This window comes from Streptomyces sp. NPDC085866, assembly GCF_044541035.1.
Lineage (GTDB): Bacteria > Actinomycetota > Actinomycetes > Streptomycetales > Streptomycetaceae > Streptomyces.
Genome location: NZ_JBITSQ010000025.1, coordinates 90,673 through 117,530, shown reverse-complemented (window position 1 = coordinate 117,530; position 26,858 = coordinate 90,673). Strand labels below are relative to the sequence as shown.

The 26,858-nt window shown below is 72.6% G+C and carries 27 protein-coding genes; 22 read left to right on the top strand and 5 right to left on the bottom strand.

Annotated features, from left to right (window positions below):
* Positions 1-138, top strand: a 138-nt coding sequence (locus ACIF83_RS42170) for a methionine adenosyltransferase domain-containing protein (protein ID WP_399735513.1), incomplete at its 5' end; no start/stop codon positions are given.
* Between the two features lie 66 nt (positions 139-204).
* Here the strand turns inward: ACIF83_RS42170 and ACIF83_RS42165 are convergent.
* Positions 205-1,008 (bottom strand): S1 RNA-binding domain-containing protein, encoded by an 804-nt coding sequence (locus tag ACIF83_RS42165; RefSeq protein ID WP_399735507.1) that lies wholly within the window; start codon positions 1,006-1,008, stop codon positions 205-207.
* Positions 1,009-1,065: 57 nt separating this feature from the next.
* On the opposite strand from ACIF83_RS42165, the gene ACIF83_RS42160 reads away from it, so the two are divergent.
* A complete protein-coding gene (locus tag ACIF83_RS42160) occupies positions 1,066-3,213 on the top strand; it encodes a primosomal protein N' (RefSeq protein WP_399735504.1) in 2,148 nt (715 codons plus the stop codon).
* An 88-nt stretch (positions 3,214-3,301) separates the two neighbouring features.
* On the opposite strand, the gene ACIF83_RS42155 is transcribed toward ACIF83_RS42160, so the two are convergent.
* The gene (locus ACIF83_RS42155) at positions 3,302-3,871 is read right to left on the bottom strand and encodes a hypothetical protein (protein ID WP_399735501.1); all 570 of its coding nucleotides are present in this window, start codon (positions 3,869-3,871) and stop codon (positions 3,302-3,304) included.
* A 303-nt stretch (positions 3,872-4,174) separates the two neighbouring features.
* Between ACIF83_RS42155 and fmt the strand changes: the two genes are divergently transcribed.
* The 10 genes from fmt (at position 4,175) to ACIF83_RS42105 (ending at position 13,999) form a co-directional block, all read left to right on the top strand.
* Positions 4,175-5,107 carry a methionyl-tRNA formyltransferase gene (gene fmt / locus ACIF83_RS42150; protein ID WP_399735498.1) on the top strand — a complete coding sequence of 311 codons (933 nt, stop codon included), beginning with the start codon at positions 4,175-4,177 and terminating at the stop codon, positions 5,105-5,107.
* A gap of 100 nt (positions 5,108-5,207) precedes the next feature.
* Entirely contained in the window at positions 5,208-6,626 is a 1,419-nt protein-coding gene (locus ACIF83_RS42145) for an RsmB/NOP family class I SAM-dependent RNA methyltransferase (RefSeq protein WP_398139491.1), read from the top strand.
* 80 nt (positions 6,627-6,706) lie between these two features.
* Entirely contained in the window at positions 6,707-7,369 is a 663-nt protein-coding gene (locus ACIF83_RS42140; protein WP_393476582.1) for a GAP family protein, read from the top strand.
* 118 nt (positions 7,370-7,487) lie between these two features.
* Positions 7,488-8,174 carry a ribulose-phosphate 3-epimerase gene (gene rpe / locus ACIF83_RS42135; protein WP_393475630.1) on the top strand — a complete coding sequence of 229 codons (687 nt, stop codon included), beginning with the start codon at positions 7,488-7,490 and terminating at the stop codon, positions 8,172-8,174.
* Positions 8,175-8,264: 90 nt separating this feature from the next.
* Positions 8,265-9,308 carry a sugar-binding transcriptional regulator gene (locus tag ACIF83_RS42130; protein ID WP_145881078.1) on the top strand — a complete coding sequence of 348 codons (1,044 nt, stop codon included), beginning with the start codon at positions 8,265-8,267 and terminating at the stop codon, positions 9,306-9,308.
* Positions 9,309-9,359: 51 nt separating this feature from the next.
* Positions 9,360-9,803 carry a ribonuclease domain-containing protein gene (locus ACIF83_RS42125; RefSeq protein ID WP_398139489.1) on the top strand — a complete coding sequence of 148 codons (444 nt, stop codon included), beginning with the start codon at positions 9,360-9,362 and terminating at the stop codon, positions 9,801-9,803.
* Positions 9,800-10,129, top strand: coding sequence for a barstar family protein (locus tag ACIF83_RS42120; RefSeq protein ID WP_389183179.1), 330 nt, complete (start codon positions 9,800-9,802; stop codon positions 10,127-10,129). Before ACIF83_RS42125 ends, ACIF83_RS42120 begins: the two co-directional genes overlap by 4 nt.
* 133 nt (positions 10,130-10,262) lie before the next feature.
* A complete protein-coding gene (locus tag ACIF83_RS42115; protein ID WP_398139488.1) occupies positions 10,263-11,705 on the top strand; it encodes a GuaB1 family IMP dehydrogenase-related protein in 1,443 nt (480 codons plus the stop codon).
* A 343-nt stretch (positions 11,706-12,048) separates the two neighbouring features.
* Positions 12,049-13,536: an amino acid permease gene (locus tag ACIF83_RS42110; RefSeq protein WP_393475622.1), complete on the top strand. Its 1,488-nt coding sequence runs from the start codon at positions 12,049-12,051 to the stop codon at positions 13,534-13,536.
* Positions 13,537-13,546: 10 nt separating this feature from the next.
* Positions 13,547-13,999, top strand: coding sequence for an Lrp/AsnC family transcriptional regulator (locus ACIF83_RS42105; protein ID WP_030343799.1), 453 nt, complete (start codon positions 13,547-13,549; stop codon positions 13,997-13,999).
* A 13-nt stretch (positions 14,000-14,012) separates the two neighbouring features.
* On the opposite strand, the gene ACIF83_RS42100 is transcribed toward ACIF83_RS42105, so the two are convergent.
* Positions 14,013-14,753, bottom strand: coding sequence for a GntR family transcriptional regulator (locus ACIF83_RS42100; RefSeq protein ID WP_393475619.1), 741 nt, complete (start codon positions 14,751-14,753; stop codon positions 14,013-14,015).
* 225 nt (positions 14,754-14,978) lie between these two features.
* Between ACIF83_RS42100 and ACIF83_RS42095 the strand changes: the two genes are divergently transcribed.
* From ACIF83_RS42095 to ACIF83_RS42060, 8 genes are all read left to right on the top strand, one after another.
* The gene (locus ACIF83_RS42095; protein ID WP_393475616.1) at positions 14,979-16,139 is read left to right on the top strand and encodes an ABC transporter substrate-binding protein; all 1,161 of its coding nucleotides are present in this window, start codon (positions 14,979-14,981) and stop codon (positions 16,137-16,139) included.
* The gene (locus ACIF83_RS42090; protein WP_393475614.1) at positions 16,136-17,035 is read left to right on the top strand and encodes an ABC transporter permease; all 900 of its coding nucleotides are present in this window, start codon (positions 16,136-16,138) and stop codon (positions 17,033-17,035) included. Before ACIF83_RS42095 ends, ACIF83_RS42090 begins: the two co-directional genes overlap by 4 nt.
* Positions 17,020-17,838 carry an ABC transporter permease gene (locus ACIF83_RS42085; RefSeq protein ID WP_393475611.1) on the top strand — a complete coding sequence of 273 codons (819 nt, stop codon included), beginning with the start codon at positions 17,020-17,022 and terminating at the stop codon, positions 17,836-17,838. Before ACIF83_RS42090 ends, ACIF83_RS42085 begins: the two co-directional genes overlap by 16 nt.
* 3 nt (positions 17,839-17,841) lie before the next feature.
* Positions 17,842-18,918 carry an ABC transporter ATP-binding protein gene (locus tag ACIF83_RS42080; protein WP_393475608.1) on the top strand — a complete coding sequence of 359 codons (1,077 nt, stop codon included), beginning with the start codon at positions 17,842-17,844 and terminating at the stop codon, positions 18,916-18,918.
* 14 nt (positions 18,919-18,932) lie between these two features.
* Positions 18,933-20,399, top strand: a complete 1,467-nt coding sequence (locus ACIF83_RS42075; protein ID WP_399735486.1) for an HAD-IA family hydrolase — start codon at positions 18,933-18,935, stop codon at positions 20,397-20,399.
* A 92-nt stretch (positions 20,400-20,491) separates the two neighbouring features.
* A complete protein-coding gene (locus tag ACIF83_RS42070) occupies positions 20,492-22,861 on the top strand; it encodes a nitrate- and nitrite sensing domain-containing protein (RefSeq protein WP_399735483.1) in 2,370 nt (789 codons plus the stop codon).
* Positions 22,851-23,288 (top strand): roadblock/LC7 domain-containing protein, encoded by a 438-nt coding sequence (locus ACIF83_RS42065; protein WP_393475600.1) that lies wholly within the window; start codon positions 22,851-22,853, stop codon positions 23,286-23,288. The genes ACIF83_RS42070 and ACIF83_RS42065 overlap by 11 nt, the downstream gene beginning before the upstream one ends.
* Before the next feature lie 7 nt (positions 23,289-23,295).
* Entirely contained in the window at positions 23,296-23,679 is a 384-nt protein-coding gene (locus tag ACIF83_RS42060; protein ID WP_393475597.1) for a DUF742 domain-containing protein, read from the top strand.
* Here ACIF83_RS42060 and ACIF83_RS42055 read toward each other — a convergent pair.
* Positions 23,615-24,484, bottom strand: a complete 870-nt coding sequence (locus ACIF83_RS42055; RefSeq protein ID WP_399735479.1) for a helix-turn-helix domain-containing protein — start codon at positions 24,482-24,484, stop codon at positions 23,615-23,617. The genes ACIF83_RS42060 and ACIF83_RS42055 overlap by 65 nt on opposite strands.
* Before the next feature lie 121 nt (positions 24,485-24,605).
* Between ACIF83_RS42055 and ACIF83_RS42050 the strand changes: the two genes are divergently transcribed.
* Positions 24,606-25,028 (top strand): hypothetical protein, encoded by a 423-nt coding sequence (locus ACIF83_RS42050; RefSeq protein ID WP_399735476.1) that lies wholly within the window; start codon positions 24,606-24,608, stop codon positions 25,026-25,028.
* 7 nt (positions 25,029-25,035) lie between these two features.
* Positions 25,036-26,058, top strand: a complete 1,023-nt coding sequence (locus tag ACIF83_RS42045; protein WP_393475589.1) for an NAD(P)-dependent alcohol dehydrogenase — start codon at positions 25,036-25,038, stop codon at positions 26,056-26,058.
* Between the two features lie 3 nt (positions 26,059-26,061).
* Here ACIF83_RS42045 and ACIF83_RS42040 read toward each other — a convergent pair whose 3' ends face one another.
* Entirely contained in the window at positions 26,062-26,613 is a 552-nt protein-coding gene (locus ACIF83_RS42040; RefSeq protein WP_399735472.1) for a Repetin, read from the bottom strand.
* Positions 26,614-26,858: the final 245 nt, after the last annotated feature.

Here is a 26,858-nt window from a genome sequence, read left to right as displayed (position 1 = left end):
ATCATCCGCGACCTCGACCTGCTCCGCCCGATCTACTCCCAGACGGCGGCGTACGGCCACTTCGGCCGTGAGCTGCCCGACTTCACCTGGGAGCGCACGGACCGCGTGGACGCCCTGCGCAAGGCCGCCGGGCTGTAAGCCCGCACAGCTCTCTCGTCGAGGCCCGGTCTCCCCTCGGGGGGCCGGGCCTCGACGTGTGTGCCGTCAGTCGGCGGGCGCCAGCCGGATCCGGCGCAGCACCCGGTCGATCTCCACGATCGTGACCATCAGCTCCTGCCCCTCGCGCACGGCCCGTCCGCCCAGGTCCGACTCATGGACCAGACCCTCCGCGGCCTCGCCGACCCGGACGAAGACGCCGAAAGGGATCACCTTGGTGACCGGTCCTGTCACGACGTCCCCCGTGCCCGCGGCGAGTCCGTCCCAGGGGTCTTCCTGGAGGGCCCTGAGCGAGACGACCACTTCTCCCTGGTACGTGTCGGTGCCGAGCACCTCGCCGGTGACCCGCCGTCCAGGCCGGACCACGTCCTCCGGGTGATCGATGCGCGACCAGGTCAGGTCGGGGACGCGGACGAAGCCCGTCCCCGGATAGGCGGGGTGCGCGGGCTCCCCGTCCAGCCGGACGAAGACCCCGAAGTTGTGCACGGCGGCCACCGTGCCGGTGACGAGGTCTCCGCGCCGCGTACTGCGCAGATACCGGTACAGGGCCTCGTCCTCGCACGCCTTGGCGGAGAGCGTGACCTGGCCGCTCCGCTCGTTGACGCCGAACACCTCGGCGGTGATCCGCTGCCCGAGCGACACCACCTCACTGGGGTCCTCGAACACGGCCCACGAGAGCAGATGCCGAGGGATGCATCCGGTCGGCGCCGACGGATCATCCCCGTCGAGCTGTACGAGCACGTCACCCCGCTCGCCGAAGCCGGCCACCGTGCCGGTCCTGACCTCCCCGTCGGGGCAGGCTGCGAGGCGTTCACGGAGTCGTTCGAGCGGGTCGGGAGCGGGTTCGGTCATGGCCGCGAGCCTAGGCACGGGCGTCCGTTGTCGGTGCCGTTTGGTAAGAATGCAAGCGTGAGCAGCGAGAACGGGTCGGGGGACGGCGGGGGCGCAGGGGCGCCGCCGGAGCAGCTCGCGTTCATCCGGGAGAGTGTGCGGGGGGCCAAGGTGCCCCGGGCCAAGCCGCGGACGTGGCGGGGGGCAGCACTGGCCAAGGAACTGCCCGTCGCGCGGGTGCTCGTGGACAAGGGCGTGCTGCATCTCGACCGGTACTTCGACTACGCCGTGCCGGAGGAATTGGACGCCGAGGCGCAGCCCGGGGTGCGGGTTCGGGTGCGGTTCGGGGCCGGGCGGCATCGGGTGCGCGAGGGGCGTCGCGAGGGCGGCGGCCTCATCGACGGGTTTCTCATCGAGAGGCTGGCCGAGTCCGAGTACTCCGGGCCGCTGGCCGCCCTTGCCCAGGTCGTGTCGCCCGAGCCCGTGCTGAGCGAAGAGCTGCTGGGGCTCGCGCGGGCCGTCGCCGACCGGTATGCGGGGAGCCTCGCCGATGTGCTCCAGCTGGCCGTGCCGCCGCGCAGCGCGCGGGCCGAGCACCGGCCGTCGCCCGCGCCCCTGCCACCGCCGGCCGCGCCCGACACCGGGTCGTGGGCGCGGTACGAGCACGGGGGTGCCTTTCTGGAGTCGCTGGCCTCCGGGGGAGCGCCGAGGGCGGTGTGGAACGCGCTGCCGGGTCCGCTGTGGAGCGAGGAGCTGGCCCGGGCCGTCGCCGCGACGCTCGCCTCGGGACGCGGCGCGCTCGTCGTCGTACCGGACGGCCGGGCCGCCGCGCGGGTCGACGCCGCGCTGACCGCACTGCTCGGCGAGGGCCGGCACGCGCTGCTCACCGCCGACGCCGGGCCCGAGAAGCGGTACGCGCAGTGGCTGGCGGTGCGGCGGGGGAGCGTGCGGGCCGTGGTCGGGACGCGGGCGGCCATGTTCGCTCCCGTGCGGGATCTCGGACTCGTCGCCATCTGGGACGACGGGGACGACAGCCACAGCGAGCTGCACGCTCCCCAGCCGCATGCGAGGGACGTGCTGCTGCTGCGGGCGGCGCTGGACAAGTGTGCCTTTCTGCTGGGCGGTTGGAGCTGCACCGTCGAGGCCGCGCAGCTCGTGGAGAGCGGGTGGGCGCGGCCGTTGGTCGCCGGGCGTGAGCAGGTACGGCGGTCCGCGCCCCTGGTGCGGACCGTCGGGGACGACGACCTCGCGCGTGACGAGGCCGCCCGCGCCGCCCGGTTGCCCACCCTGGCCTGGCAGGTGGTCCGGGAGGGGCTGCGGCACGGACCGGTGCTGGTCCAGGTGCCCCGGCGGGGGTACGTGCCGCGTATGGCCTGTGCCCAGTGCCGGGCGCCCGCCCGCTGCCGGCACTGTTCCGGGCCGCTGGAGGCGCAGGACGCCGGAGCGCTGCGGTGCGGCTGGTGCGGGCGCGAGGAGGCGGCCTGGCACTGCCCCGAGTGCGGGGGCTTCCGGCTGCGCGCCCAGGTGGTCGGGGCGCGGCGGACCGCCGAGGAGCTGGGGCGGGCCTTTCCCGCCGTACCAGTGCGTACGTCGGGGCGTGAGCATGTGCTGGACACCGTGCCGGGCACACCGGCGCTGGTCGTGAGCACCCCGGGAGCCGAGCCGGTCGCCGAGGGCGGTTACGCGGCCGCCCTGCTGCTGGATGGCTGGGCCATGCTCGGGCGGCCCGACCTGCGGGCCGGCGAGGACGCGCTGCGCCGGTGGATCGCGGCCGGGGCGCTCGTACGGCCGCAGGGGGAGCGGGGGACCGTCGTCGTCGTGGCCGAGCCGACCCTGCGGCCCGTGCAGGCGCTGGTGCGGTGGGATCCCGTGGGGCATGCGGTGCGGGAGCTGGCGGAGCGGGCCGAACTGGGGTTCCCGCCGGTGTCCCGGATGGCGGCCGTGTCGGGCCGGGCAGAGGCTGTCGCCGAGTTCCTGCGCGCGGTCGAACTGCCGTCGGACGCGGAGGTGTTGGGTCCGGTTCCGGTGCCGCCCTCGCTCCCCGGGCGACAGCGCAGGCCCGGGGCGCCGCCGCCCGGTGAGGACTGGGAGCGGGTGCTGGTGCGGGTGCCGCCGGGGAGCGGGGCCGCGCTGGCCGCCGCCCTGAAGACGGCTCAGGCCGCGCGGATGGCGCGGGGCGGCGGGGAAGCGGTGCGAGTGCGGATCGATCCGCCGGACATCGGGTGACCGTGCCGACGGGGGCGCTGCGGCCCGGCATACGGCTGCCCTCCCGGAGGTCGCCCGGGAGGGCAGGGTGTGGGCGTCGGCCGTCGCGTCAACCGTTGCGCGGGCCGGGGAAGGCCGTCGGCCTGGCGTCGTCGCGCAGCGTCGGGCTGCCCGCGGTCGGCTGGGTCGGCATGGAGCGGGCCGCGGGCACCGTCGGCACCGTGGGCAGGCTGGGCAGGCTGGGCAGGCTGGGCAGGCCCGCACTGACGTCGAGCGTGCGGGTGCCGGACGGCTCCGTCGACCGCTCCGTCTCGGCCGCCGCCTGGGCCGCGGCGCGGCGGGCGCCGTAACGGCGGTGCACCGCCTGCTTGGTGACCCCGAGCGCAGAGCCCACCGCGTCCCAGGAGAAGCCGAGCGAGCGGTCGAAGTCCACGGCGGCCGTGACCAGGGTTTCGACACTGTCCCGGAGTTCCTGGGCGAGGCGGACCGTCGGGGCGGGGGCGCGTCCGTAGACGACGAAGCCCGTGGAAGGGCCGGAGCGGCGCGGGCGGTAGACGTTGCCCAACTGGGCGGTCAGCGTGCGCAGTGCGTCCACCTGCCGGCGGACCCGCTCGATGTCCCGCACCAGCAAGTGCAGGCTGGCCCGGGCCTGGGCGTCGTGGGTTGCGTGGTCGGCCATGAACAAGCCTCTCGAACCGGCGTTGAAAGGAATTGGGCCGCCAAAGCGGCCCGATGTGGTCAACTCTTTCTTGACCAACGCGTTTGCGCTCCGCTGGTCACGGGGTGGGGGCGTACAGGCATATGCGTACGCCTGTCTCCCACCCGCGCACCCCCGGTTTCCAGTTGGCGGAGACGCAGGCAACCTGTAGGGACGCTCGGCGCCGACGGGTTTCCGTCCGTGGTCGGCAGCTCCTCGTCGTAGACGTCGTCATAGACTTGTGCGTTGCCCGTCCGATCCCGCCCGAGAGGCCCCAACCCACCCATGAAGCTCGTCTTCGCCGGTACCCCCGAGGTCGCCGTTCCCGCTCTGGACGCTCTCATCGCCTCCGGGCGGCACGAGGTGGCCGCCGTCGTCACGCGGCCCGACGCGCCGGCCGGGCGGGGGCGCAGGCTGGTCGCGTCGCCCGTGGCCGAACGGGCGGAAGAGGCCGGGATCGAGGTGCTGAAGCCGGTCAGGCCCAGGGACCCGGGGTTCCTGGAGCGGCTGAAGGAGATCGGCCCGGACTGCTGCCCCGTCGTCGCCTACGGCGCCCTGCTGCCCAAGGTGGCTCTGGACATCCCGGCGCAGGGCTGGGTCAACCTGCACTTCTCGCTGCTGCCCGCCTGGCGCGGGGCAGCCCCCGTGCAGCACTCCCTCATGGCGGGCGACGAGATCACGGGTGCCTCCACCTTCCTCATCGAGGAGGGGCTCGACTCGGGTCCGGTGTACGGCACCGTCACCGAGGAGATCCGGGCCACCGACACCAGCGGGGACCTGCTCACCCGGCTCGCCTTCGCGGGTGCCGGGCTGCTCGCCGCGACCATGGACGGGATCGAGGACGGCACGCTGAAGGCCGTACCGCAGCCGGGGGAGGGCATCACCCTCGCGCCGAAGATCACCGTCGAGGACGCCCAGGTGGACTGGGCCACGCCCGCGCTGCGGGTCGACCGGGTGGTGCGCGGCTGCACGCCGGCGCCCGGCGCCTGGACCACCTTCCGCGCCGAGCGGCTCAAGCTCATCCAGGTCACGCCGGTGCCCGAGCGCACCGACCTCGCCCCGGGGCAGCTCGCGGTCGGCAAGAACAGCGTGCACGTGGGCACCGGGTCGTACGCCGTCGAGCTGCTGTGGGTGCAGGCGCAGGGCAAGAAGCCGATGCGGGCCGCCGACTGGGCGCGCGGGGTGCGCATCGCCGAGGGCGAGCGGCTCGGGAGCTGAGGCCCGCGCACCTGAGCCGGGGCCCGGAAGGCGGGGGTGGCGGTGTCCCGACGTACGCTGGGAATCGCACCCCCTTCTTCACATCCGGAGCACCTTTTTCGTGAGCGAGCAGTCCCGGCGGCCGCGCAGGCCGGCCAAGCCCTACCGTCGTCCCCAGAAGGACCCCGTCCGCATGCTCGCCTTCGAGGCGCTGCGCGCGGTGGACGAGCGGGACGCCTATGCCAACCTCGTGCTGCCGCCGCTGCTGCGCAAGGCACGGGAGAAGGGCGACTTCGACGCGCGGGACGCCGCCCTCGCCACCGAGCTGGTGTACGGGACGCTGCGCCGGCAGGGGACGTACGACGCCGTGATCGCCGCGTGCGTCGACCGGCCGTTGCGGGAGGTCGACCCGCCGGTGCTCGACGTGCTGAGCCTCGGTGCCCACCAGCTGCTCGGGACGCGGATTCCCACGCACGCGGCCGTGTCCGCCTCCGTGGAGCTGGCGCGGGTGGTGCTCGGGGACGGACGGGCCAAGTTCGTCAACGCCGTGCTGCGCAAGGTCGCGCAGGACGACCTCGACGGGTGGCTGGAGAAGGTCGCGCCGCCCTATGACAAGGATCCCGAGGACCACCTCGCCGTGGTGCACTCGCACCCCCGCTGGATCGTCTCCGCGCTGTGGGACTCCCTCGGCGGCGGGCGGGCCGGGATCGAGGATCTGCTGGAGGCCGACAACGAGCGGCCCGAGGTGACCCTCGTGGCGCGGCCCGGGCGGGCCACCACCGAGGAACTGCTCCGCGAGGACGCCGCCGTGCCGGGGCGCTGGTCGCCGTATGCCGTGCGGCTCACCGAGGGCGGTGAGCCGGGCGCCGTCGAGGCCGTGCGCGACGGGCGGGCAGGTGTGCAGGACGAGGGCAGCCAGCTGGTCGCCCTCGCGCTGGCCAACGCCCCGATCGACGGCCCCGACGAGAAGTGGCTCGACGGTTGCGCCGGTCCCGGTGGCAAGGCCGCGCTGCTGGCCGCCCTCGCCGCCGAACGCGGGGCCGCGCTGCTCGCCTCCGAGAAGCAGCCGCACCGCGCCGGTCTGGTGGCGAAGGCCCTGCACGGCAACCCCGGGCCCTACCAGGTCATCGCCGCCGACGGGACCCGGCCGCCGTGGCAGCCCGGCACCTTCGACCGCGTCCTGATGGACGTGCCGTGCACCGGGCTCGGCGCTCTGCGGCGGCGCCCCGAGGCCCGGTGGCGGCGGCGCCCCGAGGACCTGGACAACTTCGCGCCGCTCCAGCGCGCCCTGCTGCGCACCGCGCTGGACTCGGTGCGCGTCGGCGGCGTCGTCGGCTACGCCACCTGCTCGCCGCACCTCGCCGAGACCCGGGCGGTCGTCTCCGACGTGCTCAAGCAGTACCCGGAGGCCGAGCTGATCGACGCCCGGCCGCTGCTCCCCGGCGTCCCCGCGCTCGGCGAGGGACCGGACGTACAGCTGTGGCCGCATCTGCACGGCACCGACGCCATGTACCTGGCGCTCATCCGGCGCACCGGCTGACGGCACCGGCGGCCGCCGCCGGGAGGTGCGGTCGGCCGCCCCCGCTTACGCTCGGGATGTCCCGACACGGTGGGGTCGCCATGGTCCTCGATCTGCTGCTGATCGCCCTTGCCATCACGCTCGATCCGTTGCCACTCACCGCGTTCGTCCTGGTGGTGGCTTCGGCGAAGGGCGTGTGGAAGGGACTCGCCTTCATCCTGAGCTGGCTGGCGTGCCTGGTCGCGGTGATCGCCCTCGTCCTGGCCCTGACCGGTGGACACCCTCCGGCACCGAGATCGGCGCCGTCGACGGCCGCGCTCGCGGCGAAGCTGGCGATCGGGGTGGGGCTCGTCGTCTACGGCGAACGCCGACGCCGCCGGATGGTCGCCGAACGCGGCCACCGGCGTCCCCCGCAGGAGCCGAGCCTGACGTCCGAGCTCGACCGCAGCACGGTGTGGACCTCGGCGGGCCTGGCGGTGCTGCTGCAACCGTGGGGCATGGTCGCGGCGGGGGCGACGGAGGTGGTGTCCGCGGACCTGACCCACCCGGTGACCTGGCTGGTCCTCTTCGGCTTCTGTCTGCTCGCCACGGCGAGCCTGCTGGCCATCGAGCTGTACGTGGTGTTCGCGCCGGAGAAGGCCAAGCCCCGGCTGCTCCGGCTGCGTGCCTGGATGAAGGGCCACCAGCAGCAGGCGCTCGTGATCATCTGTCTGGGCCTCGGGCTCTGGCTCACCGGGAAGAGCATCTACCAGCTCACCGCGTGAAACACGCCCTGCCGACGGTTGTCCACAGGCGCCTACATACGGTCTGACAACTATGATGAACGGTCTCGCCTGTGGACCGGCGCGAACATCAGTGCCCCGGACATGGCAGGCTTGGGTCATGGCCGCGCAGATCAACCCCAGCATCCTGTCCGCCGACTTCGCCCGCCTCGCGGACGAGGCGAAGGCGGTCGAGGGAGCCGACTGGCTCCACGTCGACGTCATGGACAACCATTTCGTCCCCAACCTCACGCTCGGCGTGCCGGTCGTGGAGTCCCTGGCCCGTGCGACGGACACCCCGCTGGACTGCCATCTGATGATCGAGAACCCCGATCGCTGGGCGCCCCAGTACATCGAGGCGGGCGCCTCGTCCGTCACCTTCCACGTGGAGGCGGCGGCCGCCCCCGTGCGGCTCGCCCGGGAGATCCGCGCCAAGGGCGCCCGCGCCTCCATGGCGCTGAAGCCCGCCACGCCGATCGAGCCGTACGAAGACCTCCTCCCGGAGCTCGACATGCTGCTGATCATGACGGTCGAGCCGGGCTTCGGCGGCCAGGCCTTCCTCGACATCATGCTGCCCAAGATCCGCCGCACCCGTGAGCTGATCGGCAAGCACGGCCTCCAGCTGTGGCTGCAGGTCGACGGCGGTGTGTCGGCATCCACGATCGAGCAGTGCGCGGACGCGGGGGCGGACGTCTTCGTCGCCGGTTCGGCGGTGTACGGGGCCACGGACCCGGCAGAGGCGGTGCGGGCGCTGCGCGCCCAGGCGGATTCCGCGACCGCCAAGGCCTCCTGGGCATGCGACCACTGAGCCACGGCTACGTGAACGGTTAAGTGCTCGGCGCCCTTCAGGGCATATCAGTTCCGCCGAATCTGCAAGGATGAACGGCGAATCCAGAGTGTGAACAGCAGTGAGGAGATCGCCGTGTCGGGTATGTCGGCGGGCCGGTCAGCCATGCGGATGGGACCCGCTGAGCTGGTGCAGGCGGCGGCCATGGCCCGCCGCTTCTACCTCGAGGGCAAGTCCAAGATCCAGATCGCGGAGGAGTTCGGCGTCAGCCGCTTCAAAGTGGCCCGGGTCCTGGAGACCGCCCTCGAACGGGATCTCGTACGCATCGAGATCCGCGTGCCGGCCGAACTGGACGCCGAGCGCTCCGACGCGCTCCGCGCCCGGTACGGCCTCAGGCACGCCGTCGTGGTCGAGTCCCCGGCCGAGGCCGAGGAGACCCCCGACCCCGAGAACCTCGGCGAGGTCGCCGCCGACCTGCTCGGCGAACTCGTCAACGAAGGGGACGTGCTCGGGCTGGCCTGGGGCCGGTCCACCATCCACATGGCGGCGGCGCTCGACCGGCTGCCGCCGTGCACGGTGGTGCAGCTGACGGGTGTGTACGACGCCGGGACGTCCGAGCGCGGCTCGGTCGAGGCGGTGCGGCGTGCCGCGCAGGTCTCGGGCGGTGACGCGCACCCCATCTACGCGCCGATGCTGCTGCCGGACGCGGCCACCGCGGCCGCGCTGCGCAACCAGACCGGGATCGCCCGGGCCTACGAGTACTTCGACAAGGTCACGGTCGCCTGCGTCTCCATCGGCTCCTGGGAGCCGGGCATCTCGACGGTGCACGACATGCTCAGCGACGAGGAGCGCGCGCACTACGCCTCGCTCGGTGTCGCCGCCGAGATGGCCGCGCACCTGTTCGACGCCGAGGGGCGTCGGGTCGGACGGGACCTGGGGGAGCGGTGCATCACGGTCAAGGCCGACCAGCTCCGCCGTATCCCCGAGGTCGTGGCGATCGCCGGCGGGCAGCGCAAGGCCTCCGCGATCGACGCGGTGCTGCGCTCCGGGCTGGTCACCAGCCTGGTGACGGACACCTCGGCCGCCGACTACCTGATGACGGCGGGGCCGACGCCGAAGCCCGCGCTCAGCCGCGCGGACCCGGACGGGGTCTGACGGCGGGTCGCGGCGACACCGTCACGGGACGGCCGTGGCAGCATCCTCGGCATGCTGCTGCGGTCCGTCCCCTCGCCGTTCCCCCGGCGCGCTCCCCGCGCGCTCGCCGGGCTGCTGGTCTGTCTCTCCGTTCTGCTCTCCGTCCTGCTGACGGGCTGCTCGTCGGGCACGAGCACCGCGACGGCCTCGGGCGCCTCGACCCCCGCGTGGGCCCAGGGCATGGGCACCGTCCAGGAGTCCCGGCTGCCGGCCGAGGCCCGGCAGACCCTCGCCCTCATCGACAAAGGCGGGCCCTTCCCGTACGCCAGGGACGGGGTCGTCTTCGGCAACTTCGAGGGGCTGCTGCCCCGGCACCAGCGCGGTTACTACCACGAGTACACGGTGAAGACGCCTGGGTCGCACGACCGTGGGGCGCGGCGCATCGTCATCGGCCAGGGCGGGGAGATCTACTACACCGATGATCACTACAACTCGTTCCGGGCGGTGCTGAGATGAGCGAAGACCTGGCGGGCCGGCTCACGGTCACCCTCGACCTCGGGGGTGTCACGGACAAGGCGGGCCTGATGGACCGCACGGCTCGGGCCCTGGCGCTGCCCGACTGGTTCGGCCGCAACTGGGACGCGCTGGTGGACTCCCTCTCCGACCACACCGTCTGGCCCGAGGGCGCCGTCGAGCAGGGACTGCTGGTCGTCGTACGGGACTGGCGGCCCTACGCCGAGGCGAACCCGGGGGAGTGGCGGACCGCGCAGGACGTGTTCGCCGAGGCGGTGGACCGCACCCCCGCGCTCGCCGTCGTCCTGGCTCTTGGAGGATCCTCCTAGACCCGCCCCGACCAGCCTGGATGTTCTGTGGGGGCATGACGGGCCACCCGTCATGGGAGAATGAAGTACGTGCTCTTTTCCCCCTGGCGCACCCGTCGGGGGGTCACCTCTGATCGACTGGGATGTGCGGCACGTGCGTTTCCTCAATGACATCCAGCCCGCCTACGACCTGACGTACGACGATGTGTTCATGGTGCCCAGCCGCTCCGCGGTGGGCTCGCGTCAGGGCGTGGACCTCGCCTCGCCCGACGGCACTGGCACCACCATCCCGCTCGTCGTGGCCAACATGACCGCCATCGCCGGCCGCCGTATGGCCGAGACGGTCGCCCGGCGCGGCGGCCTGGTGGTCATCCCGCAGGACATCCCGATCGACGTGGTCACCGACGTCATCACCTGGGTGAAGAGCCGCCACCTGGTGCTGGACACCCCGATCGTGCTGGCCCCGCACCAGACCGTCGCCGACGCCCTGGCCCTGCTGCCCAAGCGGGCGCACAACGCCGGTGTGGTCGTCGACGAGGACCAGCGGCCCGTCGGTGTCGTCACCGAGGCGGACCTGAGCGGCGTGGACCGCTTCACCCAGCTCGAAGTGGTCATGTCCAAGGACCTGCTGCTGCTCGACGCGGACATCGACCCGCACGAGGCCTTCAACACCCTGGACACGCACAACCGCCGTTATGCCCCGGCCGTCGACAAGGACGGCAAGCTCGCCGGCATCCTGACCCGCAAGGGCGCCCTGCGCGCCACGCTGTACACGCCGGCCACCGACGCCGGGGGCAAGCTGCGCATCGCCGCCGCCGTCGGCGTCAACGGCGACTTCGCGGGCAAGGCCAAGCAGCTGCTCGACGCGGGCGTGGACACGCTCGTCATCGACACCGCGCACGGCCACCAGGAGTCGATGATCAGCGCGATCAAGCAGGTCCGCGCCCTCGACCCGCAGGTGCCGATCGTCGCGGGCAACATCGTCTCCGCCGAGGGCGTCAAGGACCTGATCGACGCGGGCGCGGACATCATCAAGGTCGGTGTCGGCCCGGGCGCCATGTGCACCACCCGCATGATGACCGGCGTGGGCCGCCCGCAGTTCTCGGCCGTCCTGGAGTGTGCCGCCGAGGCGAAGAAGTACGGCAAGCACGTGTGGGCCGACGGCGGCGTCCGACACCCGCGCGACGTGGCCATGGCCCTCGCGGCCGGCGCGTCCAACGTGATGGTCGGCTCCTGGTTCGCGGGCACCTACGAGTCCCCGGGCGACCTCCAGCAGGACGCGGGCGGCCGCCTGTACAAGGAGTCCTTCGGCATGGCCTCCGCGCGCGCGGTGAGCAACCGTACGTCCGAGGAGTCGGCCTACGACCGCGCCCGCAAGGCGCTGTTCGAGGAGGGCATCTCCACCTCCCGGATGTTCCTCGACCCGGCCCGCCCGGGTGTCGAGGACCTGATCGACTCGATCATCGCGGGCGTCCGCTCCTCCTGCACCTACGCGGGTGCCGGTTCCCTGGAGGAGTTCGCCGAGAAGGCCATCGTCGGCATCCAGAGCGCCGCCGGCTACGCCGAGGGCAAGCCGCTGCACGCCAGCTGGAGCTGACCCGACTCCCTTTTCTGCGGCCCCCGTTGTTCCCCTCTCGGGAACGGCGGGGGCCGTCTGCGTGCACGGGGTCACGGGAAGCCGGAAGAGGGTGCACCGTGGGGCCGGTGAGGTGCCTGTGCAACGGTCCGCAGCCCACGCGCAACGATTTGTCATACCGGCCCGATCAACGCAATGATCATGCGGGGATGCGCAAGGTTGCTGCATTACGCCCGTTAAGGCCCGCCTCATAGGGTGCTGCGCTGTACGTGGTGTGGCGGGGACTCCGCTCGGTTGGTTCCTGCCCTGCAGGCCTCTGCCGGTCCCCGTCCGTCCTGACCGGCATCGAACAAGGAGCCAGCGCGTGCTCGACCAAGGCGCACCCCCGCAGAACCACACAACGGCCGCCCCCGCGTCCCCGGGCGTCGCCGCGCGCCTCATGCGTCGCAAGCCCGTGGAACACCTGGTCGCGGAGGGCGGCCAGGGCGAGGGAGGGCAGCTGAAGCGCTCTCTCGGGCTGTGGCAGCTGACCATGATCAGCATCGGTGCCACCCTCGGTACCGGCATCTTCGTCGTCCTCGGCGACGCCGTCCCGGAGGCCGGTCCCGCGGTCACCCTGGCCTTCGTGATCGCCGGTCTCACGGCTCTCTTCTCGGCCCTGTCGTACGCCGAACTGGCGGGCAGTATCCCGGTCGCCGGCTCCTCCTACTCGTATGCGTACGCAACGCTGGGCGAACTGGTCGCCTGGGTCTGCGGCTGGTGTCTGGTGCTGGAGTACGGCGTGTCGGTGGCCGCCGTCGCCGTCGGCTGGGGCGAGTACCTGAACGAGCTGCTCGACGGCACCATCGGTGTCACCATCCCGGACGCCCTGTCCTCGGCACCGGGCGAGGGCGGCATCATCAACCTGCCCGCCCTGATCGTCGTCCTCCTGGCGATGGTGTTCCTGCTCGGCGGCGCGCGTGAGTCCGCCCGCGCCAACACGATCATGGTCTGCGTGAAGATCGCCGCCCTCGTGCTGTTCTGCGCGATCGGTTTCATGGGCTTCAAGTCCGGCAACTACGCCGACTTCATGCCGCTCGGCATGTCCGGGGTCAGCGCCGCCGGTGCCACGCTGTTCTTCTCCTACATCGGCTTCGACGCCGCCTCCACCGCCGGTGAGGAGGCGAAGAACCCCAAGCGGGACCTGCCGCGGGCGATCATGCTGTCGCTGATCATCGTGACCGCGCTGTACGTGCTGGTCGCGGGTGTCGCCGTGGGCGCCTGGAACTGGAAGAAGTTCGACGGCTCGGAGGCCACCCTCGCCGCGATCATGAACGACGTCAGCGGCCAGACCTTCTGGGGCACGCTGCTGGCGCTGGGTGCGGTCATCTCCATCGCGAGCGTGGTGCTCACCGTGCTCTACGGCCAGACCCGCATCCTCTTCGCGATGTCCCGCGACGGCCTGGTGCCGAGGGCGCTCGGCAAGGTCCACCCGAAGACCGGCGCTCCCCGCCTCAACACGGTGCTCGTTTCCCTCTTCTGCGGTGTGCTCGCCGCGCTCATCCCGCTGGGCAAGCTCGTCGACGCCACCAGCATCGGCACGCTGTTCGCCTTCGCCCTGGTCAACATCGCGGTCGTCGTCCTGCGCTACAGGCGGCCGGAGCTGGAGCGCACGTTCAGGGTGCCGTTCGGCCCGGTCCTGCCGGTGCTGGGCTTCCTGTTCTGTGCGTACAACATGTTCAGCCTCGACACCGTCACCTGGGTCGTCTTCGGGTGCTGGATGGCCGCCGGGCTCGTGTTCTACTTCCTGTACGGCTACCGCCGTTCCCGTCTCGCGACGCAAGAAGCCCTTGCGACACAACAAGTGAAGTGAACCACCCCCTGTGCTGAACGATCTCGACGAACGCATCGTGCACGCCCTCGCCGAGGACGCCCGTCGTTCCTACGCGGACATCGGGCAGATGGTCGGTCTGTCCGCACCCGCGGTCAAGCGGCGCGTGGACCGGCTGCGGGCCACCGGAGCCATCACCGGCTTCACCGTCCGGGTGGATCCGGCGGCGCTCGGCTGGGAGACCGAGGGGTACATCGAGATCTACTGCCGGCGCAACACCTCGCCGGAGACCATTCAGCGGGGCCTGGAGCGGTACCAGGAGGTCGTGGCCGCGTCGACCGTCACCGGCGACGCGGACGCGATCGCGCAGGTCTTCGCGTCCGACATGCGTCACTTCGAGCGGGTGCTGGAGCGGATCGCCGGCGAGCCGTTCGTCGAGCGGACCAAGTCGGTGCTGGTGCTTTCGCCGTTGCTGCGCAGGTTCTCCTCGGGGGCGCCGGGGTGACGGCGGATTCCAGCTACTCCGCTGTCTTCCTTGCCAACGCGTTGTTCCCGATCGAGTTGCGCACGCTGAAGCTCACCGCGTCCGAGCGGTAGCGGTCGTCCGACCACTCCACCGGGCGGCCTTCGCGGGTCGTCGTGACCCGGCGGACCCGCAGCAGCGGGCTCGTGCGGCGGATGCCGAGGAGCTCCGCGTCCTGTGCGCCGGCGGCGACCGCGTCGATGACGTGCTCGCCGTAGGCGAAGACCAGGCCCGTGTCGTCGTAGAGGCGCTGGGTGACGGAGGGGCACTCGGGCTCGATCGGCTCGACCGCCGGTGCGATCCAGTCGGCGTACACCGTCCGCTCCAGCAGCACCGGCTCGCCGTCCAGGCCGCGGACGCGCAGCACGTGCAACACCCGCGCCCCGGCGGACAGTTGGAGCCGTACCGCGTCCTCCTGCGTGGCCGGGCGGTACTCCTGTGCCACCACGTGTCCGGTGGCCTCGCGGCCCATCGCCCGCGCCCACTGGGCGAAGCTGCGCAGTTCCTCGAAGCTCTGGCTGCGGCGGCTGGCGAGGACCACGCGCCGGGCGCCCTGGCGGGAGCCGATCAAGCCCTCGGCGGTGAGGGCGGCGACGGCCTGCCGGACCGTGCCGCGCGAGACGCCGTAGTGCGTCGCGAGTTCCGCCTCCGAGGGCAGCCGGCTGCCGACCGTGTACTCCTCGCGGTCGATCGCGCGCCGCAGCTCGTCGGCGATCTCCTCGTGTCGCGCCGTCATGCTTCCCCTCTGCTCAGGTCGCTGTGCACAGCGTGACCAGCCTAATCGAGACCTGAGCGTGATCTGTAACGGTCTGGATTGTGCACACAACAAGGGCTCAAAGTTTCGTCACGGTTTACAGACAGGACACCTGTGGCGGGCGTACTGTGACGCAACTTGTTCATACAAGTTCTCCGCAGTTTTCCAACGCACCGCCCAACCCTCGTGCGCACCCCTGGAGAGACCGTGACCGTGTCCCTGCCGAGAAACGCCGTCCTCGGCGGCTCCCTCGCCGTCGTCGCCGCACTCGCGCTGAGCGCCTGCGGCGCCGCCCCCGACAACGCGTCCACCAAGACCAAGGACGGCAAGAACGCCGCCACCGCCACCTCCGCGGCCGACTTCGGCGGCCTCGACGCCCTGGTCAAGGCGGCCAAGAAGGAGGGCACGCTGCACATCATCGCGGTGCCCCGCGACTGGGCGAACTACGGCGCCATCATCGACGGCTTCCAGAAGAAGTACGGCATCAAGATCCAGGACGAGAGCCCCGACGGCTCCAGCCAGGACGAGATCAACGCCGTGACCTCGCGCAAGGGCCAGGACCGCGCCCCGGACGTCCTCGACCTCGGCTCCTCCTTCGCCCTCAGCGCCGCCCAGCAGGGCCTGCTCGCGCCCTACAAGGTGGCCTCCTACGACCAGATCCCCGAGGGCCAGAAGGACCCGCAGGCCCGCTGGTTCAACGACTACGGCGGCTACATCTCCATCGGCTGCGACGCCAAGCGCGTGAAGGCCTGCCCGACCACCTTCAAGGACCTCCTCAAGCCGCAGTACAAGGGCCAGGTCGCGCTCAACGGCAACCCGACCAAGTCCGGCTCGGCCTTCGGCGGCGTCTACGCGGCGGCCCTCGCAGGCGGTGGCTCGTTCGACAGCATCCAGCCCGGCCTCGACTTCTTCGCCAAGCTGAAGAAGAACGGCAACTACACGCCGGTCGAGTCCACCCCGGCCACGGTCGAGAAGGGCGAGACGCCCATCAGCATCGACTGGGACTACCTGAACGCCGGCTACGCCGACGAGTTCAAGTCCAAGGGCGTCGACTGGAAGGTCGCCATCCCGAGCGACGGCCAGTACGCCCAGTACTACTCGCAGGCCATCAACAAGGACGCCCCGCACCCGGCGGCCGCCCGTCTGTGGCAGGAGTACCTGTACAGCGCCGAGGGCCAGAACCTGTGGCTCAAGGGCTACGCCCGCCCCGCGCTGATGACCGCGATGGAGAAGGCGGGCACCCTCGACAAGACCGCCGCCGCCAAGCTCCCGAAGGTCACGGGCACGCCGTCCTTCCCGACCGAGGACCAGCAGAGCAAGGCGAAGACGGTCATCGCGCAGGGCTGGGGTAAGGCCGTCTCCGGATGACCACCGCTCTCACCCGTACGGACGTGGCGCCCGTCGCTTCGGCGAAGCGGCGGCGCCGCGCCCCCGGCTGGCTGGCCGTGGTGCCGCTGCTGGTGTTCACGGCGATCGCCTTCGGGCTGCCCGCCCTGGCCATCCTGGACGGCGCCTTCACGGTCAAGGACCAGACGACCGGCGCCGCCTCCTACACGGCCGAGAACCTCTCGACCTCGCTGCAGGGCCCGTACCTCACCTCGCTGGTGGGCAGCGTGAAGCTGTCGGCGATCTCCGCCGCGCTCGGTGCCCTGCTCGGGCTGCCGCTCGCGCAGGCCGTGGTGAGCTCCCGCTCCCGCGCGCTGCGCGAGGCCGTGCTGACCGCCTCCGGTGTGCTCGCCAACTTCGGCGGCGTCCCGCTGGCCTTCGCCTTCGTCGCCACCCTCGGCAACGCCGGCGTCCTGACCGTGCACCTGGGCCTCACGGACAAGGGCTGGGACCTCTACAGCTTCTGGGGCCTGGTCCTCGTCTACCTGTACTTCCTGATCCCGCTGATGGTCCTCACCATCACCCCGGCCCTGGACGGTCTGCGCGTCCAGTGGCGGGAGGCCGCGCTGAACAACGGCGCCACGGGTGTGCAGTACTGGCGGCACGTGGCCCTGCCGGTGCTCGCGCCCTCCCTGCTCGGCGGTCTCGTGCTGCTGTTCGGCAGCGCCTTCGCCGCCTACGCCACCGCCGCCGCGATGGTGGGCAGCGCGGTCCCGCTCGTCACGCTGCAGATCGCCGACGCCCTCTCCGGCAACGTGCTGGTCGGCCAGGAGAACGTCGCCCTCGCCCTCAGCCTCGACATGGTGCTGGTGGCGGGCCTGGTCATGGCCGTGTACCTGCCCCTGCAACGACGGAGCGCCCGATGGCTCGACGCCTGACCCCCTGGCGCTGGGCCGTCCTCGGCCTGGCCGCGCTGTACTTCCTGGTGCCGCTCGGCGCCTCCGTGGTCTTCACGGTCGACGTGCCCGGCCACGGCGTCACCTTCGACGCCTACACGCAGATCCTGTCCGCCGACGGCTTCACCTCCAGCCTGCTGCTCTCACTGGAGCTGGCCGTGGCCACCATCGTGGTCGTCCTGCTGCTGATGGTGCCCGCCGTGGTCGCGCTCCGGCTCGGCGCGCCCCGGTTGCGGCCGGTGGTGGAGGTGGTGTGCTCGCTGCCGCTGGTGGTGCCGCCGATCGCGTTCGTCGCCGGCGTCGTGACCGTGCTGAAGTGGGGCCCGGACCATCTGTCCCGGACCCCGCTGTTCCAGACGTTCGTGGCGATCCAGAACCCGACCTTCCCGGTCGTGCTGGTCCTCGCCTACGTCGTGATGGCCCTGCCGTTCGTCTACCGCGCCCTGGACGCGGGCCTGCGTGCCATCGACGTACGCACCCTCGTGGAGGCCGCCCGCAGCTGTGGCGCCTCCTGGCCGCAGGCCCTCGTGCGGGCCGTGCTGCCGAACCTGCGCGGGGCGCTGCTGAACGCGGCCTTCCTCACGCTGGCGCTGGTGCTCGGCGAGTTCACCGTCGCCCGGCTGCTCGGCTACCAGCCGTTCGCCGTGTGGATCTACAACGTCGGCGGCTCGCAGGCCCAGATGTCCGTCGCCGTGTCCGTGCTCAGCCTGCTCGTCACCTGGGCCCTGCTGCTCGCGCTCGCCGGCGCCGGCGGACGTACCCGAACCGCTTCCTCCCGGGGATGAACCATGACCGTCACCACGCTTGAGAAGGCGACCGCCGAGAAGGCCGCCACCGTCGAATTCCGGGGGCTGCGGAGGGAGTTCGGGGCCACCGTCGCCCTCGACGGACTCGACCTGACCGTCCGCCCGGGGGAGTTCCTGGCCCTGCTCGGCCCCTCAGGCTGCGGCAAGACCACCGCGCTGCGCATGCTCGCCGGGTTCGAACACCCGGACTCCGGTGCGGTGTTGGTGGACGGCGAGGACGTCACCCACGTCCCGGCCCACCGCCGGGACGCCGGGATGGTCTTCCAGTCCTACAGCCTCTTCCCGCATCTGAACGCCGTCGACAACGTCGCCTTCGGGCTGCGCATGCGCAAGGTCCGCACGGCCGAACGGCGGGCCCGTGCCGCCGAGTTGCTGGAGCTGGTCGGGCTCGGCGACAAGGGGGAGCGGTTCCCGCACCAGCTCTCCGGCGGTCAGCAGCAGCGCATCGCGCTCGCCCGCGCCCTCGCCCTGCGCCCGCGCGTCCTGCTGCTCGACGAGCCGCTGTCCGCGCTGGACGCCAAGGTGCGCCTGACCCTGCGCGAGGAGATCCGCCGGCTCCAGCAGGAGCTGGGCATCACCACCCTCTTCGTCACCCACGACCAGGAGGAGGCCCTCTCGGTCGCCGACCGGGTCGCCGTCATGCGCGCCGGACGGCTCGAACAGTGCGCCGAACCCGCCGAGCTGTACGGCCGCCCCGCCACCGCCTTCGTCGCCGAGTTCGTCGGCACGATGAGCCGGATCCCGGGCGAGCTGAGGGACGGCACGGTCGAGGTGCTCGGCCGGCGCCTGCCGGCCGACGGCGAGGTGCCGGACGGCGCGGTCGACGTGCTGGTGCGGCCGGAGTCCGTCCAGGTGCGGGCCGACGAGCAGGGCAGTGCCCGAGTCGTCGCCACCGCCTTCCTGGGCGCCGTCGTCCGGGTCACCGTACGGCTCGCCGACGGCACCGAGGTCAAGGCCGACCTGCCCGCCCACGAGGCCGCCGGGCTCGGCGCCGGAGCCGCCGTCGGCGTGTCGCTGCCCGAGCGCCCGGTGCTGGTGGCCGAACGTACCCAGAAGTGAGGATCGACGACAACGTGACCCCCCACAACCCCGTACTCCCGCTGCAGGCCGTCCTCTTCGACATGGACGGCACGCTCGTCGACACCGAGCGCCTGTGGTGGGAGGCGGTCGAGCAGGTCGCCGGACGCCCGCTGACCGAGGCCGACCAGCCGGAGGTGCTCGGCCGACCTGTCGAGCACACCGCCGCCTGGCTCGCCGCCGCAGCCGACCGGACCGAGGCCGACCTCGCGGCCGAGCTGCACCGCGAGTTCGCCGCCCGTGTCCGCACCGGGATCGTGCCCCGCCCCGGCGCCCTGGACCTGTTGGACGCGCTGGCCGCCGCCGAAGTCCCGACCGCCCTGGTCACCGCGTCCCCGCGCGCGGTCGCCGACGTCGTGCTCGACGCCCTCGGCGCCGAACGGTTCGCGGTCTCCGTCACCGCGGACGACACCGCCCGCACCAAGCCGGCCCCCGACCCCTATCTCGCCGCCTGCCGGGCACTCGGTGTCGACCCGGCCGCCTGCGTGGCCGTGGAGGACACCGAGACCGGTGTGGCCTCCGCCGAGGCTGCCGGGTGCGCCGTACTCGCCGTGCCGTCCCTCGCGCCGATCGGCGCGGCACCCGGGCGGACCGTGCGCGACAGTCTGGTCGGCGTCACGCCCGAGGAGCTGCGCCGGATGATCGCGCCCGAACTCCGCGTCATGAGCTGGAACCTGTGGCTCGGCGGCAGCGAGGTCGACGACCACCGCGCCAAGCAGGTCAAGGCCGTCCTGGAGAGCGGTGCCGACGTCGTCGGACTCCAGGAGACCGCCGGTACGGCCGCCCAGGAGCTGGCCGAGGCCCTCGGCTGGCACCACCACCGGGCCGGCGAGAACCTCGGCGTCATCAGCCGGCACCCGATCACCGCCCGCTTCGGCGACCCCGAGGTCGGCTTCTACGGCGCCGCCGGCGTCCGGATCCGGGTCGCGCCCGGCCGGGAGGTCGACGTGTGGACGGCCCACCTGCACTACACGCCGTACGGCCCCTACGAGGCCGTTCTGGACGGGCTCGGCGCACCCGAGCTGATCGCCCACGAGGACGTGCGGCTCGCTCAGATGCGGGACGCGCTGCACCGGATCGCCGAATCGTCCTCCGACGGCGTCCCGGTGGTCCTCGTCGGCGACTTCAACTGCCCCTCGCACCTGGACTGGCCGGACGTGGCCTGGCCGGTGACGCGGGCGGCGGCGGACGCGGGGTTCGCGGACTCCTACCGTGCGGTCCACCCCGACCCGGTGGCCGAGCCGGGGCACACCTGGTCGCCGATCCACCCCGTGCACGAGGACGGCAGCGGGCGCCCGGAGCCGCAGGACCGGATCGACTACGTCCTGCACCGCGGTCTGACCGTGTGCGACGCGCGGACCCTCGTCGTCGGCACCCCGCGCCCGTGGCCCGACGTCGCGGACAACGACTGGCCCTCGGACCACGCGGCCGTGGTGACCACCTTTGCCCTGCCACGGAAGTGACCCGGGGTTACCGCAGGTCACCATTGCGGACCAGGTGATGATCCCGTAGGTTGTGCCCGCTCTTACTGACTGGTAACACCGGCAGGTATCCCATGCGCTGGCCCGTCGGCCGTCCCACCACCGTCCGTGCGCGGATCGTGGCGCTCGCTCTCGCTCCGGCCGTCGCGCTGATGGCCCTGTGGAGCTTCGCCATGGTGTCGGTCACCGCCGAACTGCGCGCGCTGATCCGGCTCCAGGGGGTGTACGAGGACTTCGGCACCCCCGTGGACACCGCGATCGGGCAGATCCAGATCGAACGCCGGATGTCCGCCGCCTACCTGGGCGGCCGCCTCGACACGGCGACGGCGGGGGACCTGCTCGGCCAGCAGCGCCGTACCGACCGGGCCGTCGACGCCATGCGGCACGCGGTCCGGGACGGCGACCGCGGGCGGCTCACGGACCGGCAGCGGCAGGCCCTGGACAGCATGGTCGCCGCCACCGGGAAGCTGGAGGGGCTGCGCGAGCGCGTGCTGTCCAGGAACATCACCTGGGACCAGGCGGTCGACGACTACAGCACGCTCGTCGAGCCCGGCTTCGACGTGCAGTCCACGCTCACCGCGCTCCAGGCCGGGCAGCTGGCCCGGGAGGCGCAGGTCGTCATCGAGCTGGTGCGGGTTCGGGAGTTCGTGTCCAGGGAGGACGCCCTGGTCGCCGGGGCACGGGCGGCCGGGACCCTGAGCGACCGGCAGTACGACACCCTGACCGCCACCATCGAGGACCGGCGTGTCTTCGAGCGGACGTACGTACCGGATCTGCCCGCCGACTCGCGCGGCCTCTTCGAGGAGTTCCAGCGCGGTGACCTCTACCGCTCGCTGACGCAGGGCGAGGACGCGCTGCTGCGGTCCGGAGCCGCCGGAGCCGGGCAGGCCGTCGCGGCGGACACCTGGCGGACCACCTCCGACCGGGCCGTCAAGCGCTACATGCAGCTGTGCACCCGCTCCGCCGAGAACTCCGCGGCGCGCGGCCGGGACTTCGCCTACCACGAGCTGACCAAGGCCGCCGTCGTCGGCGCCGTCGGGCTGGCCGCCGTCGCACTGTCCCTGTGGTTCGCGGTGCGCGGTGCGCGGCGGATCTCGCGGCGCCTGGAGAGCCTGCGGGACGCTGCCGACGTGCTGAGCACACGCAAGCTTCCGGACGTGATGCGCAGGCTGAGCGCCGGCGAGGACGTGGACGCGCTGGCCGAGGCGCCGCCGCTCGCCGTCGACGAGATCAGGGACGACGAGATCGGCCAGGTCGGCCGGTCCTTCAACACCGCGCGGCTCGCTGCCGTGGAGGCCGCCGTCAGGCAGGCCACCCTGCGCCGGGGCCTGTTCGCGGTGCTGCTCAACATCGCGCGCCGCAACCAGGCGCTGGTGCACCGGCAGCTGAAGCTCGTCGACACGCTGGAGCGGCGCACCGAGGACCCGGACATCCTGCGCCAGCTGTTCCGCATCGACCACCTGACGACCCGGATGCGCCGCCACGCGGAGAGCCTGATCATCCTCTCCGGCTCGGCTCCCGGCCGCCGCTGGCGCAGGCCCGTCCCGGTCGCGGACGTCGTCGCCTCGGCGGTGAGCGAGATCGAGGACTACGCACGCGTGGTGGTGCCGCCGATGCCCGAGGTCGGCGTCGCGGCGGACGCGGTCGCCGACGTCGTCCATCTCGTCGCCGAACTCCTGGAGAACGCCACGGCGTTCTCGCCGCCGCACACCCAGGTCACCCTGCGTCCCGGACGGGTCGGCAGCGGCTTCGTGCTGGAGATCGACGACCGCGGGCTCGGCCTCGACGCCGAGCAGCGCGCGCAGGCCCACCGCACCCTCACCGACCCCGACGCCTTCGACCCCACCCGGCACGACCGGCTCGGCCTGTACGTGGTCGGCCGCCTCGCCGCCCGGCACGGCATCGAGGTGAACCTGCGGGACTCGCCGTACGGCGGTACGACCGCGGTGGTGCTGCTCCCGGAGGGCGTGCTGGCGACGGTGGAGCCGACGGGCGTGCCGTCCGCCGGGGCCGAGGGACGGGACCCGGTGGTCCTCCCGCCGGCCGCGGCCGAGCCGCCGAGGCCGGTCGAGCGGACAGCGCCGGTGCTGGAGCTGCCCACCAGAAAGCGGTCCACGTCCCGGCCCGCCATCGCGGCCGGGCCTCCTCCGCACGAATCCCGCAGGCCGGACGCCCCCGACCCGGAGGCCATCCCCGACCCGGAGCCCGCCCCCGCCCTGCCCACCCGCACCCGCCAGGCCTCCCTCGCCCGCGAGCTGCGCGACGATCCGCCGCCCCGAGCCACGGAACCCGAGCGCGAGGTCGACGCCGACGAGATGAGGGCGATCTTCGGCGCCTTCCAGCGAGGCCTGGACCGAGGCCGCAAGGGCCTGCCGGCCACCACACACACGGACGAGGCGACTACCGACGCCGACGAAGGGACGGACACCGACGATGCACGGTGACGACCAGACCCCCGAGAACCCGGCCCCGCCCGCCGGAACGCCCGGCACGGACCTCGGCTGGCTGCTCGACGACCTCGTGGCCCGGACCGACCATGTCCGCCAGGCGGTGCTGCTGACCGCAGACGGCCTGCCGCTCAGCTGCTCGGAGGGCATGCGCCGCCGGGACATCGAGCACCTGGCCGCCGTCTGCTCCGGCTTCCACGGCCTCGCCCGTTCGGCGGGGGAGCGGTTCGAGGCGGGGGAGGTGCGGCAGACCATGGTCATGCTGGAGGACGCCTACCTCTTCATCACCCCGGCCGGCCACGGCAGCCGCCTCGCCGTGCTGAGCGAGGCGCGGACCGACGTCGGACAGCTCGCCCACGAGATGGCCCTGCTCGTCCGCCGCCTCGGCCGCCATCTGGACGCCGCCACCCGCTCGGCCCCCTGATCCCGCGGTGAGTGACGAGCACTGGTACGAGGACGAGACCGGGCCGATGGTCCGTCCCTACACCGTGACCCGAGGCCGCACCAGGCCCTCGGACCGGCACACCATCGACCTGATGTCCCAGGTCACCGCCCTGGAACCGGACGGCGCGGCGCACCCGGAACTCGACCACGCCCGCACCGCGCTGCTCGACCTGATCCGCCGCGGCGCACGCCCCGTGGCCGAACTGGCCGCGGACGCCGACCTGCCGCTGACCGTCGTACGGGTCCTGCTGGGCGACCTGGCCGAGGCCGGTCTGATCCGCATCGACGAGCCCCGTCGGCTGCCGGTCAGCGGTCCGGCCGCCGATCCGGGGCTGCTGCGGGAGATCGTGGAGCGGCTGAAGGAGCTGTAGCCGCCGCGCCGACGAGTTCGGTCAGCATCCCGGCGGTCTCCCCGTCCGCCGGCAGGAACGCCTCCAGGCGCAGCTCGGCGACCGTGACGTCGGTGGCCGTGCCGAAATGCGTGAGCGTGGTGATCAGCGTCAGCTCGCGGTCGTCGTCCGGACCGGGCGCCCGCAGCCGCAGCGGTACGGCGAAACCCAGGTGGTCGGGCGACTCGCGCGGGCGTGCGGGCGCCAGCTCGGCGAGGTCGGCCGTCAGCCGCCGCAGCCGGTCGTCCGGGTTGCGCACGCTCTCGGCCCGGACCGCGTCGATGATGTGCCACGCCCACTGCTCCAGGTTGACGATGCGGGGCGCCAGGCCCTGCGGATGCAGCAGCACCCGGGGAACGCTCACCGGCGGGACGAGCAGGTGCGGGGCCACGCCGGCGATGAGCGCGTGGAAGGCCGCGTTGGCCGAGACGAGGTCGCCGTGCCGGTCGACGACCACCGCCGGGTACGGCAGATGGCCGTCCAGGATCCGTTCGAGCGCGGTACGGATCGCTTCGAGCCGCGGGTCGTCCAGGCTGCTCCGCGGGTACGCCGGGGCGAATCCGGCCGCGAGCAGCAGCTCGTTGCGCTCGCGGATCGGCACCTCCAGGGACTCGGCCAGCCGGATGATCATCGAGCGGCCGGGGGTCGACCGGCCGCTCTCGATGAAGCTGACGTGCCGCTGCGTGGTACCGGCCCGTGTGGCCAGCTCCAGCTGGCTGACCCGCCGCCGGGTGCGCCACTCGCGCAACGCGCCGGCGAGGGGGCCTCTGGTCGATTCACCGATCATGTCTCCTGTGTAGCCCGCCCGGCCGCCGCCGGGCGATACCCCGCGGGGAATTGCCGCCGGTACGCACGGCGCAGCAAGGTCGTGGCCGTACACCGGCCCTGCGCAACCGAGGGGAACGACCATGTCCGACACCGACATCAGCCGCCTCACCGAGAAGTACGTCGCCGTCTGGAACGAACCCGACGCGGAGCGGCGCCGCACCGCGATCCGTGAGCTGTGGTCCGACGACGCGGTCCATGTGCTGCAGCCGCCCAAGGAGCTGGTGGAGGTCGCCGAGGGGCTGGGCTTCGACCGGCCCGTCCTGGAGGCACGCGGGCACGACGCGCTGGAGATCCGGGTGAGGCGCGCCCACGGGGAGTTCGTCGCGCCCGGCACCTTCGTCTTCCGCTCGCGCGACGACGCCGACCGGCTCCACGACGTCGTCAAGTTCCACTGGGAGATGACGCCCAGGGGCGGCGGCGAGCCCGCCGGCGTGGGCCTGGAGGTCCTCGTGCTCGGCCCCGACGGCCGGATCGTCGGCGACTACCAGTTCATCGAGGGGTGACCCGGCGGTGATCCCTTCCACGGTACGCAGCTATCACCTCGGCACCGGCGGCGGCCTGGACGCCCTCTCGCTGCGCACGCACGAGCCACGCACCCCCGGACCCGGCGAGGTCGCGGTCGCCGTCCGCGCCGCCTCGCTCAGCTTCCGCGAGCTGCTGGTGCTGCGCGGGACGTACGTGCTGCCCGTCAAGCCGGACGTCGTGCCGGTCTCGGACGGGGCCGGCGAGGTCGTCGCCGTCGGGCCGGACGTCCACCGGGTGCGCCCGGGCGACCGTGTCGCCTCCACCGTCTTCCCGCACTGGCTGGACGGCCCGTTGGAACCGGACCGTCTGCCGCAGCTCGGCGGCACCCTCGACGGCATGCTGACCGAGCTGGCCATCCTCCCCGAGGACGCCCTCGTCCACGTCCCCGACCACCTCTCCTACACCGAGGCGGCGACGCTGCCCTGCGCCGCCGTCACGGCGTGGAACGCGCTGACCGGCGACGGCCGCGGAGTGCGGAGCGGACAGACGGTGCTGGCCACCGGCTCCGGAGGGGTGTCGCTGTTCACCGTGCAGTTCGCGACACTCCTGGGCGCGCGGGTGATCGTCACGACCGGCAGCCCGGCCAAGCAGGCGCGCCTGCGCGAACTGGGAGCCGACGAGGTCGTCGACTACCGCGACGTCCCGGACTGGCACAGCGCCGTCCGGGAGCTGACGGGCGGGCGCGGTGTCGACCGCGTCGTCGACACCGCCGGGACGCTGGACCAGTCGCTGAGGTCGGTCGCCGTCGACGGGCACGTCGCCCTCGTCGGATCCGTCTCCGGCGACTGGTCCCCGCTCGATCCCCGGCTGCTGTTCGGTGCCGCCGCCACCGTCCGGGCGGTGGCCGTGGGCAGCCGCGCCCAGTTCACCGCGATGAACGACGCCATCGCCGCGCACCGGCTGCGACCGGTGGTCGACCGGGTGTTCCCCTTCGAGGAGGCCGTGGAGGCCTACCGGTACTACGAGTCGGCGAGCCCGCTCGGAAAGGTGGTCGTCGGCGTCGGGTGACCCTCACAGCGCCGGGTTCCACGGGACGACCTCGAAGTCGCCCGTGCCCTGCTTCACCTTCTCGAAGGGGGCCGACGACACGCACGGCGGCAGGTCCTTGGTGTCCGCGGGGCTGCCGACCCCCGCCCAGCTGTAGCCCAGCCGGTCGTGCCGGCCGAGGTCGTGCACCGTGACGCCGACCCGCCTGCCCTTGGCCCCCGGCAGGTCCGAGGCCGTGATCACACCGGAGACGACGGCGACCTTCCCGCCGGTGACCAGGCAGTCCACCTTCGCCTTGGCCCAGGCGCCGTTCCCGTGCAGGTAGTGGCTGAACTCGAACGTTCCGGTGGCCTTCTGCGGATTCATGTTGTCCTTCGCCGCCAGATGCGCGTCGAAGGAGAAGGTGATGTCGTCCCCGGCCGACCGGTACAGCTTGGCGGTACCGGTGAGCGCGGCGGCCTCACGCTGGGGATGATGCGCCCCGGCTCCCGAGGCCATCGCCGCGCCCGCCGTCCCGGCGGTGATCAGCAGGGCGGTGGCACAGGCGATGGCGGCGATCCTCGTACGACGCTGCATGACGGTCCTTTCCGCAGGTCAAGCGTGTGAACTGAACGCTCAACACTCTCCCGGCGGCGGGCCGTCGGCACATCGCTCCGCAGGCGGCATCCCGCCTCCCCCGTTCGGCGGGGAAGCCCCGCCCGTGACCTGCGACTCCGGGTGGAGGGGAACCCCGCCCCGGGGCGCGCAACGAATCGCCGCCCGACCCCCCTGTCACGCAACGAACCGCGCACCGGCGCGCAACGGCTCCCGCTTGTCCGGCC

Bases quoted from the DNA above. Each gene is read 5' to 3' on its own strand.
- ACIF83_RS42165 (WP_399735507.1), bottom strand. From the start codon at position 1,008: ATGACCGAACCCGCTCCCGACCCGCTCGAACGACTCCGTGAACGCCTC.
- ACIF83_RS42155 (WP_399735501.1), bottom strand. From the start codon at position 3,871: ATGGCCGACCACGCAACCCACGACGCCCAGGCCCGGGCCAGCCTGCAC.
- fmt (WP_399735498.1), top strand. From the start codon at position 4,175: ATGAAGCTCGTCTTCGCCGGTACCCCCGAGGTCGCCGTTCCCGCTCTG.
- ACIF83_RS42140 (WP_393476582.1), top strand. From the start codon at position 6,707: ATGGTCCTCGATCTGCTGCTGATCGCCCTTGCCATCACGCTCGATCCG.
- rpe (WP_393475630.1), top strand. From the start codon at position 7,488: ATGGCCGCGCAGATCAACCCCAGCATCCTGTCCGCCGACTTCGCCCGC.
- ACIF83_RS42125 (WP_398139489.1), top strand. From the start codon at position 9,360: ATGCTGCTGCGGTCCGTCCCCTCGCCGTTCCCCCGGCGCGCTCCCCGC.
- ACIF83_RS42120 (WP_389183179.1), top strand. From the start codon at position 9,800: ATGAGCGAAGACCTGGCGGGCCGGCTCACGGTCACCCTCGACCTCGGG.
- ACIF83_RS42100 (WP_393475619.1), bottom strand. From the start codon at position 14,753: ATGACGGCGCGACACGAGGAGATCGCCGACGAGCTGCGGCGCGCGATC.
- ACIF83_RS42090 (WP_393475614.1), top strand. From the start codon at position 16,136: ATGACCACCGCTCTCACCCGTACGGACGTGGCGCCCGTCGCTTCGGCG.
- ACIF83_RS42085 (WP_393475611.1), top strand. From the start codon at position 17,020: ATGGCTCGACGCCTGACCCCCTGGCGCTGGGCCGTCCTCGGCCTGGCC.
- ACIF83_RS42080 (WP_393475608.1), top strand. From the start codon at position 17,842: ATGACCGTCACCACGCTTGAGAAGGCGACCGCCGAGAAGGCCGCCACC.
- ACIF83_RS42070 (WP_399735483.1), top strand. From the start codon at position 20,492: ATGCGCTGGCCCGTCGGCCGTCCCACCACCGTCCGTGCGCGGATCGTG.
- ACIF83_RS42065 (WP_393475600.1), top strand. From the start codon at position 22,851: ATGCACGGTGACGACCAGACCCCCGAGAACCCGGCCCCGCCCGCCGGA.
- ACIF83_RS42055 (WP_399735479.1), bottom strand. From the start codon at position 24,484: ATGATCGGTGAATCGACCAGAGGCCCCCTCGCCGGCGCGTTGCGCGAG.
- ACIF83_RS42050 (WP_399735476.1), top strand. From the start codon at position 24,606: ATGTCCGACACCGACATCAGCCGCCTCACCGAGAAGTACGTCGCCGTC.
- ACIF83_RS42040 (WP_399735472.1), bottom strand. From the start codon at position 26,613: ATGCAGCGTCGTACGAGGATCGCCGCCATCGCCTGTGCCACCGCCCTG.